The organism is Okeania hirsuta (assembly GCF_003838195.1).
Taxonomy (GTDB): Bacteria; Cyanobacteriota; Cyanobacteriia; order Cyanobacteriales; family Microcoleaceae; genus Okeania; species Okeania hirsuta.
Window position 1 is genome coordinate 1 of sequence record NZ_RCBY01000241.1, and the last position, 10,590, is coordinate 10,590.

Sequence of the window (10,590 nt, forward strand, 5' to 3'; positions counted from 1 at the left end):
TGATTTTTCTGCCCAACTATGCGCCTAAAATACGCTCCTTTTTGAGCGTGAAGAGCTGAAAAACAGGCACTTTTTTTGAACAAAAAAAGGCTAAAACCTTTATCTGTAAATACTTTTAGATTTAATCAGCAAGCCCTAATTACCTCATTGTTCGATCGCCTCTTTTGTATTATTCCTAACTTTGAATTTATCTTTGAAAAAAATCTCTCTCCCTTCTAATTTACTTCTCATACCAAATTCAAAAAAGGTAGTTATATCAAATCCGGTTATACAATTGTCGCACTCTATACTTCCACTCAAAGCAGACATAAAATGCCGGAATATTTCTAGATAATTCCCACTCTCTCGACTCCTTTCTCCTTTTTCCTGAGTTCTGACTTTTGACTTTTGACTCTTGACTTATGATTTCCTTACCCTTTAAAAAAAAGAACGTCGCCAATGAAATAAATTTTCTAGCCAATCTTTAACTATTTGATGACCCTCTCTTTTCTGCCTTAACCATGCTGCTGCTGTTTGAGCATTAATTTCTGATACAGTAGGCCAAATATGAGGTAAATCAGCGATCGCTTCCATTTTTATCTCTTGACGAATAGCTAATGCCATAATATGAACTATCTCACTTGCTTCAATTCCTACCACAGAAACACCTAAAATTTTGCCATTGCGATGACCAATAAATTTACAAAATCCTGTTGTTTTATCTAAAATTTGAGTCCGGTCAATACTTTTAAAATATTGCCGACAAACTAATATATTTTCTCCATAACGTCGTCTAGCTTGAGCTTCGGTTAAACCAACTCTTGCTAATTGTGGTTCTGAAAATATTGCCCAAGGAATACCATGATAATCGACCTTAAAAATCGGGAAATAAAGAATATTTTTCAAGGCAATTTTAGCCTCATAATTAGCAATGTGAGAAAATGAATAACCACCTACTAAATCTCCACAAGCATAAATCCGAGAATTAGTAGTTTGTAACTTTTGATTTAACAATAAATTATGATTATTAAACCTCACACCTACCGCTTCTAAATTCAAACTTTCAAATTCTGGTTTATTACCTGCTGCTAATATAATTTCATCTGTTTCTATACCTTCATTTCCGACTAAAATCCATTTTTTATCATCAATTTCTCTCCCTTGGGATACTTCAGTTTTAGTGATAATTCTAATACCTTCTGCTTCTAACTGAGCTTGAACTAAAAATGCTGCTTCCGAATCTTCCTTACCTAAAATATGAGAACTTTTCACTACCATAGTAACCTTAGTTCCTAACCGAGAAAAACTCTGCGCTATTTCTACTCCACTAGGGTCTCCACCAATAACTACCAAACTTTGAGGAAGTTTTGAGAGTTGTTTAATTTCTTGAGGAGTAATAAATTTGGTAGTTGTTAATCCTGGAATAGGTGGTATTATAGGCTGGGATGCTATGGCTAAAAGATATGTGCGAGAGCGCAGATGTCGTCCTTTCATCACAAAAGCTAAATTAGGGCGATCAACAAACTTACCCTCACCAAAAATTACATCTATCCCTAATGCTCCTAAAATTGCAGGTTCATATTTTGATAATTGATTAGAAACCACATAGTCAGCATACTTTTTTGCTTCTTCAAACTTAACCCAAATATCACCAGAATCATCATTACCTTGATAAATACCAAACTGTTGTTTGTGGTCTATCTGCTCAACAAAATTTCCTATTTGACCAATAATTTTGTTGTGATGAAATCCTTGGGTGCTGCTAAAATCTGAAAAAGAAGGTTGTACCAGTGCCACACGACCTTGCAGTTGTGTTGCGGTAATAGCTGCATAAATCCCTGTTATTGTCCCACCTATGATTACTACATCGTAGTCAAGCATATTTATTTTTCGGTGTTGGTGATTTGAGGTATAATATAGCGCTGTGCGCAGGCAACAGGCAACAGGCAACAGCTCATCTGGGGGAATAAAAGACCGATAATACAAGACTTTTAGCTATTGGACAGTTCTTGTAATTTGTAAATATGCCAGCGCACATTGCTATATCATTTCCGGATAAGAGCGCGATAGAACTCCGTTCCGTTTTGGCGACCAAAAAACTTTCTCCTTCTACTCCTGTTTCTTCTCCTTTCTTCTCTCCTGACTCCTGACTCCTAAGGTAAGCATTCAACGTTTCAGCAGTCAGCGCTTCCCTGCGGGATGCTACACAAACAGCAATTATTCATTAATGGATAATGGATAATTACCTCTCTCTAAAAGCTATCCCTGATCAGGAACTTCTGCAAACCTTGTGGGGAGAAGGTGAGTAGAGAGTAGGGGGGTAGGAAGAAAGAGTCAATTTAGCTAGGCAAAACTACTTAAGTTCTCAAAAAAATCTACTTTCCAATACATGATTTTTGAAGAAAAAGCCTCTCAAGCACTCACACATAACTTGTCTATTTTGTCACAAAATGGATAGCTCTAAAAGGGAGAGGATTTACCAATAAGGAAAAAGTTTATTTTTTCCCTGAAAAGGCAGCCTAATAAAGCTGAATTGTTTAATTATTTAATTATTTAATTATTAATTATTCGGTAATGAATAATTACTTCTAAGGTTTGGTCCTGGGACTTTGGCAGTAACTTTTTATTCTTTTTCAATTTCAAAGGTTGCTTTTACCTTCCCCAAAAATTAATAGCTAATAGCTGGCTCCTGACTCCTGTTCCCCTCCTGGGAGGGGTTAGGGGTGGGTTGACTCCTAAGTAATTAAGATTAATACCACATACTAATTTACTTCAAAATTTCTGTTAAAGCATCAAGTAACATTTGATTCTCTTCTTTAGTACGGACAGCCACTCGAAAATAGCGATCACCCAATTCTGGAAAACTCAGACAATCTCTAATTAAAATTTTATGCTGTTTCAGTAATATTGTCTGTAGCCAGTCAACGGACTTTTGTGAATAAACTAATAAAAAATTGGCTGCACCGGGATATGGTTGTAACCCCGGTAACTCCGCCAACCCTTGGAATAACTGGGGACGAGCATCTGCCAACCAATCCCAAGTTAGCCGTTGAAATACTTGGTCTTGTAAAACTGCTTGAGCCGTGGCAATAGCAAAAGTATTTACAGGCCAAGGGTCTCGCCATTGTTGCCATTCCCGAAGGCGTTCAGGATGAGAAATTGCATAACCCAAGCGTAGTCCAGGTAAACTATAGAATTTAGTCAAAGAACGTAAAATGACCAAATTCTCAAATTCTGTCACCAATGGCACTAAGCTTTCTAGTTGAGGCGGTGGTAAGAAGTCCATAAATGCTTCATCTACCACTACCAAACCGAACTTTTCTAAATAAGGGACAATTGCTTCAGGCTTGATCAACATTCCCGTAGGATTATGAGGATTATTGAGAAGTAGTCCTTTATTAGTATCAGCTCCTATGTCCAACTGAGGTAATTGCGATCGCCCGACGATTAAGGGACATTCAACTACATTAGTCGTAAAAGTTTGCAGGGCACGTCGATAATCACCAAAAGCTGGCGTTACCAAATAAGTTTTCTCCAGCTTTGACAAATCTAGGGCAGCCCAAGTTAATAATTCGGCCGCACCATTGCCAGGTAAAACCCACTCTGGAGTCAGAGGAGGATGTACTATACTCAGCGCTCTCTTTAACTCCTGATAACTAGGGTCTGGGTAAGCTCTGAGTTTGCCAATCTGAGTTTGAATGGCATGGATAGCCGAATCTGGTGGCCCTAGAGGATTAATACTGGCAGAAAAATCAAGAATAGCAGATACTGGACAACCTGCTATTGTGGCTGCCCAAGCTAAATTTCCTCCGTGTACTGGTTTAGTCAAAGCTGGATATTGTTATTTACCGTTTTTGTCTGCAACTAACTCTTTGAAAGATTTACCCGCAGAAAAAGCAGGCACTGTAGTTTCAGGTATTTCCATTTTGTCACCTGTTTTGGGATTACGACCTTCCCTGGCTTTGCGTTCTCTTGATTCAAATGAACCAAAGCCCACGAGGGTCACTTTATCTCCACTGGCCACAGCCTCCATAATAGCTTCTAGGGCTGCACTAAGTACAGCATCTGCTTGCTTTTTAGTGACATCTGCTTTTTTTGCAATTTCGTCAACTAATTCGCCTTTGTTCATTGAGATACTCCTTTTGAATTTGGACAGAATGTTCTAGCAGGGTTTAGTTTGCAGCAATTAAATCTAAAGTTCAGGTAAGCAAAGTCTTGGGATATCTATTGATAGGTTTTCAACTATATAGGCTTTTTGTGATTAACTTCAACCTTTTCTTTTTCCTACCAAAACCTCAGACCCTTTGACTGATAATGGTTTCCCATATCCTCTTGCCTATCATAAGCGTGAGTTTTTGGGATAACATCAGGATTTTTTTGCTGAAAACCCCATACTATCTAGCTTTCACTGGTTTATTCTAATCTGTGCTTGGGTGATATGGAGTGGTGAAACCTTTAATTTATGTAGATTTCTAGACTTCTTTAGTTTTTGATTATATTTGGGGCCTAAAAAAACTATTCTAGATTGATTAAAGGACTTTTTTTCAATAGATTGTCCGATCTTTGTGGCGCGTTAAATATTATTTTGTGAAGCACCCTCTAAAGTTAAGGTTTTTTCTCTAACTATTTGCTCATCTAGGATCAAAAATTTCCATTGGTTGATTAGTGGAATCTGGTTTTGTGAGATAGTAATTAAAACTAAGACGTTTGAGTTTTTCACCGCTCTATTAAACTGACCCCAAACCACCCAAATCTAGACTTAACTGGACATAGGTAGTTTTGGCGTTAACTTCTTGTTTCAACGTGGCTTTAGTTTGGTAATTAAAGGCTTTGTCCACTCCGCAGGCAATCCCGGTAGAGCTTACCGTTTGACTTGGTAGAGTCGGATGGAAATATTCCTTCAAACCATCGTTCTATATTCTTGCTAGCGTTTAAAATTAAAGTCAGCTGCCTAGGTCTAGCCCACTTCCAAAGGTATTTCCATACCCTGTAGTTTATATAGTTAAAGGTTTCTTTACTTACTGCCCCTTGATAGTAGTTAGCAAAACCTGTTAATTTGGGATTTAACTTGGTAATGAGATTTTCTTGTGACCATGAACCACATGATTTAATTGTTCTACCAATTTGTTGACAGAATTCTAGTACCTTTTCTTTCTGGGGTTTAATCAGTAGTTTGCCGTTATATTTACCTAGATTGAACCCTAGAAAGTTAAATCCATCCCTGATGTGAACTATCCTTGTTTTCTCATCGCTGATTTGTAGCCCTCTTTCATATAGCCATTGTTTCAAAGTTTCTCGGATATTTTCCAAAGTTTCTCTGTTGTTGGCTGTCACAATCAAGTCATCTGCGTATCTGATTATGCCCAACTTACGTCTTTTGGGTAGCTTGACTGAGTTAATCAGTTGTTCTAGTCCATGTAAGCCTATACTGGCGATTAATGGACTAATTACTCCTCCTTGGGGGGTTCCTTCATGTGTTGGATTGTATGTTCCTTTATCAATGTATCCTGCCTTCAACCACTGCTTGATTGTTTTCCTAGCTGGATGTGTTCCAACTAAGTTGAGGATGGTTTCGTGGCTTACATTATCAAAGAATCCTTAGAACAGAATATATTGCTACTAATGGCCTAAGCAAATGCAGTAAAGATGATATATAATTTGAATATTAAACGAGATGGAAAATTGAGGAATGTCACAGATAAATTAAGCAATTAACAGGTATCGGCTTCTGTGAATGTCGTCTGAGAAAAATTCAAATAAATCGTATTGCTTGTGGAATGTTAGTCTGGAATTTTGTCAAAAGATTAGCAGTGAAAATAGGAAAAACTATTGCTCAAGTCAAACATGAATTACTCTCAGATTATCTGCTCCAAGACCTGAAGAAGCCTACAATAAAATTCAGGGCTATTTTTCATTTGATAGACGTTTTTTACCTTTGTTTTAACTATGGTAATTGTCTTGACGCGATCGCGCTTGATTTTTCAGTGTTAGCGGAGCTTTGCGTAAGTCCTGTAATAATTAAAGTTGTCCCGGAGCGGTTTTTTTACCTGTTGAGGCAGTTGAGAATGTAATATCAAATCCGGTTAAACAGCCATAGAATGGTTAAGTCAGGAGTCCTCAGTCCTCAGTCCTCAGTCCTCAGTCCTCAGGAGGAGAAAGAATTACAAAGATAAACGTAGTTATGGCGATTGAAGATTTTTTTTATGTCCAATTAAACGGATTTGATATAATACATCTCTAATCTTCTCCATTACCCCTGATTCTCGCCACTGAATGTAGCTGCCAAAATACTATGGAATAAGGAGGTAAATACTGTGGTAAATCAGACCAATTACAACCATTCTTCAGTTGATAGAGTACACCGTCCAATATTTGTCTTTTGCTCCCCGATCGTAGGACAAGTTTTCTTTTTTTTTTGGCAACAATGGTTCAATCAGAACCCATTCTTTGTCTGTTAAACTACTTGAAGACTGGCATTTACCTAGCTATTGGTTATGAGCATTGGCGATCGCTACTTAACTAGCTACTTAAATTTATGGGGTTGCACATTCTGGAATGATATTGCCAAAAATTAGTTTAGACTTTGACTAAAAATAACCATTAATTAATCATTCTAGCAATTGATTAATCCACAATCCAATTCAATCAAAAATCTCAAATCATTCGTCGCTGTGCAACGCCAAATTTATGCCTTTTCCTCAAAAGACACCAAATGGGTTCTATAGACCGAGTCTGTTTTCCAAAGTTTAAAAAACCTTTCTTGGTGCGCTTTACCTCTCTTGGTCGCCATTCCCATGGCGAGTAGACCTCTCTGGGTTCCGACCGCTTGCGACTACCGTCGTCGCGGGGTCGCACCGCTTTCTTATCTTTAACCTTTTTTTTACAGTTATCGTAAAATCTAGATATCGCAGACCATGCCCTTTCCGCCGCCGACTGTCTGGCCATTGAATTGAGTTCAGAAGCAAATTTAAACTCTTTAGCTAATACTTTGCAATATTTATGAAGATCGTACTTACCTATTTGATCATTATCCATCCAATATCTTAAGCACTTATTTTGAATGAATTGAGATGTACGAATGCATCATTTATTGCTTTGTATTGTGCTGGTTTAGCTTTAACTTTGAACTCATAGATTATCATTTAGATCGACCTACTTTAATTAACTTTATACTTATAAGTGTAGTATAAAAATATTTAATTGTGTATGTTTTGAGTTAAATTAATTGTTAAAATAGATAAGATAGTTTGCGATTTGCGTTTACGGAGCATTCCGAAAGAAAGCTCCTCTGGAAGAGTCAGCATTCGTTAGGAAATCACCTATTTTTACCTTGGGGAGTCCATCTATTTCCGCTCTAAAGAGATGGGGTTTTATAGTGGACAAAACCCTACGTTTCGATAAAATGGTAATGATCGCCTACTTGTGAAAAATAAACATCAAAACTATTATGTGAATAAAGTTGCCTTAATAAATAATCTTTCAAAAGCGATCGCTATGCTAAAAACACAAGCAATTCTGTGGCCGAGTTTAATAACAGTTGTCTCTTTATTCATGTATTTTATTGTGACTATTAATGTTGGTAGAGCTAGAGCAAAATACAACATTATGCCTCCTCAAATGACTGGAGAGCAAAATTTTGAACGGGTATTAAGAGTACAACAAAATACTGTAGAACAAATAATTTTATTTTTACCGTCTTTGTGGCTATTTTCTATATTTATTAGCCCACTATGGGGTGCTGGTATTGGTACAGTTTGGGTAGTGGGGCGAATTTTATTTGCTTGGGGTTATTATCAGGCTGCAGAGAAGCGAACTTTAGGGTTTGGTATTAGTTCTTTAGCTATTATAACTTTATTGATAGGTGCTTTAGTAGGAATTTTACTACCCCTATGGAAAATTATTTCATAGCTATAATAAGTAGATAGAGGTTAACATAGTCTCTATCTATTTTGATTTTTTGCATAGATATATGAGGTAAAAATAATGTCTAAAAAACAAGTATTTAATATTAATCAAAAACTTTTCAACCAACTAAATGATTGGCAAGAAAAAATGGAAGAGAAACAAAATACAAAAGCAGAAATCGAGGCCAAAATTAGTCAAATCACAAAAAGCAAAAAATCAATGATGCGCATAAGGAAAAACAGTAAGGAGTATTAGAGCAATTCCTAAAAATAATGATATATTTTTTGAACACTTCAGTTATTCATAAATAAGTCAGGAATAGTAATGTTTTTAGCAATTATTAGCAATGAAATAAAGATAGATTATTCCTTATATTCCTACTCTTTGCTACCAACTACCTGCTCTCAATAAGATGTAGCAAAAATTTTGATATTTGATATTTGATACTAATCATAATTTAGAGCTGATTTGTAAACTTAGCTAAAACCCTGATTTCATCTAACTCTCAGGGATTTAGGCATTATTGGACTATAACTCCCAAAACCCTTGTATTGCCAGAAATTCAGCCTCTTAGTATTTACTTTATAAGTCAGCTCTTAGGGTGACAAACTAATTGAAAAATTTTATCCTAATATTATGTCTGCTTAAATTAGTAACAAAAAACTCTACTGTCTCTTATTTTACTTTTTTTCTCCTCCTTAATTATACCAAATCCGGTTCTCAAAAATACTTTATAGAATGTAAGATTAAATCCTCTCCTAATTTTTCCTACATCCTATATCCCCATCTACATAAAAGGATATTCTATAAACCGGGTTTAGTATTATAGGAAGTCGAAGCAAAGGTTAGGAAATATCAAAAGCTTAAAATTCAGACAACGCAAGATTTTTCAAACTTCCTTCTTCCTTGTGCTATACCTATTAACTCAGCTTCAACATCATTAATTTTCCCATGTTTACGATTCAACTTGATATACAAATATACAAAAGATTCCACCTTTGTGAGGTACACCCATAGCGGGCAAGATTCCCGTACTACAAACATTTAATTGTTAATATCTGTACTTCATATACTTGGAATTTGCTGTAACTAAGCAGACATAATACTACAGCAAATTTCAGGATAGTAAGGTAAACTTTAAGAATAATCTACAATTTTTATTCATTCCCTGTTCCCAGATCCGATGTTCCCTCTCTTGGTGCGCTACCAGATGCGTCTGTCACCGACGCGGGGTCGCACCGCTCTTCCCTAAAAGTATAAAACTTCGTACCTTATCAACTCGAAAACTTTTGTATATATATTGATGAATCAAAAAGCAGAATTAGTAAATTTAAAACAGTTGATTTTATACCAAGCGAAAAAAAAGAATGCTGAACTTAAGTGACACTTCAACTATTAAGTAATTAACACCCTAAGTAAATAAGTTTTTTGATAATTAGTACGCCAGTTATTGTTAATTATTCTGATGTTTACTTCTCTGTAGGACATTGTATGTAACGTCCCTACCCGCTGCCATACTCCCTCGCTCAATAATGGGATGTTGTCCATAAAAAGGTAATGCTGTAGACCAATGCGATCGCTTTCCTTTTTGCCATTCTAAATGAGCTAATTCTAATAGACTTAAAACAGATTCTCCTAAACCATTTTCAACCTTAATTAATTCATAGGAGTTTTGCCAATTTTTCAAAGTTTCTTCCCATGCTTCTGGAGTCATTAGTGTTTCTTCTAAAAGAGGATTGATACCCATTTCTTCAAGTTGATAAATAGCTGTGAATAACTGATTTCTTTGAGCTGGCATTTGTAGAGATAAATCCCGGTCTTGATTTTTATATGACCAAGCTACTGCTGCTAAGGTTGAAATTGCAAATAGCGGAATATTTAACTGTTGAGCTAAAGTTCTAGCAGTTACTATACCTATACGAGTACCAGTAAAACTTCCTGGGCCTTTAGCAACAGCAATGAAGCTTAAATCCTGCCAAGTTTGAGGTGATAAAAACTCCTGCAATTTCTGATGTAAATGAGTAGATAAATCTCGCCCTAAATTCCAAGTTTGCCAGCGAATATCTTCAGCAAAATCAGTAATAGCTAAACCTAATTCTGGACTACTTGTATGAATTCCTAAACCGTATTTTTTCTCTGTATTTGTCATTGTTATTGAAGGAAGAAGGAAGAAAGAAGAAGGGAGAAGCAAGAAGGGAGAAGCAAGAAGGAAGATTAATTTTATTTTTGGCTAAAATCAACTTTTATATCAGACGTGATAAATATTTTCTACAAATACTTCTGGTGTCGGTAGGAGTCAGGTAGGAGAGTCGTTGGTAGGGCGACGTATCAAAATAACTTCTGACTTTTGACTTCGCAAAATTAGCTCGGTTTCCTATTCCCTGCATCTACAATAAATAACTATATGGATATATCGATAAAACTACTAAATAATTAGGGTTTGCTGATTAATCCTCAAAGGCTTTATCTATAAAAGCTTTAGCCTTTTTGGAGGGAAAAAAGTGCAACTTTTTGGTCAAAAAAGCTCAAAAATTTAGCATTTTGGGCAAGAGTTGGGCATAAAAATCACTCTTACAAATATATCCGACTACCTCCTCTATAATTCCCATTTCTCCTGACTCCTGACTCCTACTTTTACTCATAAGACTTTTTCAGCAAACCCTAATTATATTTCCTCTCTAGCATAAAATATTGGTAAAGCCACAA

General features: G+C 36.1%; 9 protein-coding genes and 2 pseudogenes. 2 read left to right on the forward strand and 9 right to left on the reverse strand.

The annotated features are described in order from the left end of the window. Nucleotides 1-417: 417 nt before the first annotated feature. From D5R40_RS26440 to D5R40_RS43685, 7 genes and pseudogenes are all read right to left on the reverse strand, one after another. Nucleotides 418-1,860 (reverse strand): dihydrolipoyl dehydrogenase family protein, encoded by a 1,443-nt coding sequence (locus tag D5R40_RS26440; protein ID WP_124144892.1) that lies wholly within the window; start codon nt 1,858-1,860, stop codon nt 418-420. Between the two features lie 886 nt (nt 1,861-2,746). Continuing rightward, complete coding sequence (gene cobD / locus D5R40_RS26445; protein ID WP_124155457.1) at nt 2,747-3,808, reverse strand: threonine-phosphate decarboxylase CobD; 1,062 nt, start codon at nt 3,806-3,808, stop codon at nt 2,747-2,749. A 12-nt stretch (nt 3,809-3,820) separates the two neighbouring features. After that, nucleotides 3,821-4,108: a non-specific DNA-binding protein Hbs gene (hbs, locus tag D5R40_RS26450; RefSeq protein WP_094671573.1), complete on the reverse strand. Its 288-nt coding sequence runs from the start codon at nt 4,106-4,108 to the stop codon at nt 3,821-3,823. A gap of 692 nt (nt 4,109-4,800) precedes the next feature. Beyond that, nucleotides 4,801-5,205, reverse strand: a complete 405-nt coding sequence (locus D5R40_RS41475) for a group II intron maturase-specific domain-containing protein (protein ID WP_282433667.1) — start codon at nt 5,203-5,205, stop codon at nt 4,801-4,803. Next, nucleotides 5,182-5,562: pseudogene (locus D5R40_RS41480) on the reverse strand (reverse transcriptase domain-containing protein); the annotation flags it as partial. The gene D5R40_RS41475 and the pseudogene D5R40_RS41480, both read right to left, overlap by 24 nt. 654 nt (nt 5,563-6,216) lie before the next feature. Continuing rightward, nucleotides 6,217-6,405: a transposase gene (locus tag D5R40_RS42900; RefSeq protein WP_353734858.1), complete on the reverse strand. Its 189-nt coding sequence runs from the start codon at nt 6,403-6,405 to the stop codon at nt 6,217-6,219. 432 nt (nt 6,406-6,837) lie between these two features. Continuing rightward, a pseudogene (locus D5R40_RS43685) lies at nt 6,838-7,121 on the reverse strand (RNA-guided endonuclease InsQ/TnpB family protein); the annotation flags it as partial. Between the two features lie 352 nt (nt 7,122-7,473). Between D5R40_RS43685 and D5R40_RS26470 the strand changes: the two are divergent. Beyond that, complete coding sequence (locus D5R40_RS26470; RefSeq protein ID WP_124144894.1) at nt 7,474-7,887, forward strand: MAPEG family protein; 414 nt, start codon at nt 7,474-7,476, stop codon at nt 7,885-7,887. 75 nt (nt 7,888-7,962) lie between these two features. Next, nucleotides 7,963-8,139: a hypothetical protein gene (locus tag D5R40_RS36110; RefSeq protein ID WP_161564512.1), complete on the forward strand. Its 177-nt coding sequence runs from the start codon at nt 7,963-7,965 to the stop codon at nt 8,137-8,139. Nucleotides 8,140-8,754: 615 nt separating this feature from the next. Here the strand turns inward: D5R40_RS36110 and D5R40_RS41485 are convergent. Together D5R40_RS41485 and tsaB are read right to left on the reverse strand one after the other, a co-directional pair. Continuing rightward, the gene (locus D5R40_RS41485) at nt 8,755-8,880 is read right to left on the reverse strand and encodes a hypothetical protein (RefSeq protein WP_282433666.1); all 126 of its coding nucleotides are present in this window, start codon (nt 8,878-8,880) and stop codon (nt 8,755-8,757) included. A 457-nt stretch (nt 8,881-9,337) separates the two neighbouring features. Continuing rightward, nucleotides 9,338-10,033 carry a tRNA (adenosine(37)-N6)-threonylcarbamoyltransferase complex dimerization subunit type 1 TsaB gene (tsaB, locus tag D5R40_RS26475; protein ID WP_124144889.1) on the reverse strand — a complete coding sequence of 232 codons (696 nt, stop codon included), beginning with the start codon at nt 10,031-10,033 and terminating at the stop codon, nt 9,338-9,340. Between the last annotated feature and the right edge of the window lie 557 nt (nt 10,034-10,590).

Bases quoted from the DNA above. Each gene is read 5' to 3' on its own strand.
- D5R40_RS26440 (WP_124144892.1), bottom strand. From the start codon at position 1,860: ATGCTTGACTACGATGTAGTAATCATAGGTGGGACAATAACAGGGATT.
- hbs (WP_094671573.1), bottom strand. From the start codon at position 4,108: ATGAACAAAGGCGAATTAGTTGACGAAATTGCAAAAAAAGCAGATGTC.
- D5R40_RS26470 (WP_124144894.1), top strand. From the start codon at position 7,474: ATGCTAAAAACACAAGCAATTCTGTGGCCGAGTTTAATAACAGTTGTC.
- D5R40_RS36110 (WP_161564512.1), top strand. From the start codon at position 7,963: ATGTCTAAAAAACAAGTATTTAATATTAATCAAAAACTTTTCAACCAA.
- tsaB (WP_124144889.1), bottom strand. From the start codon at position 10,033: ATGACAAATACAGAGAAAAAATACGGTTTAGGAATTCATACAAGTAGT.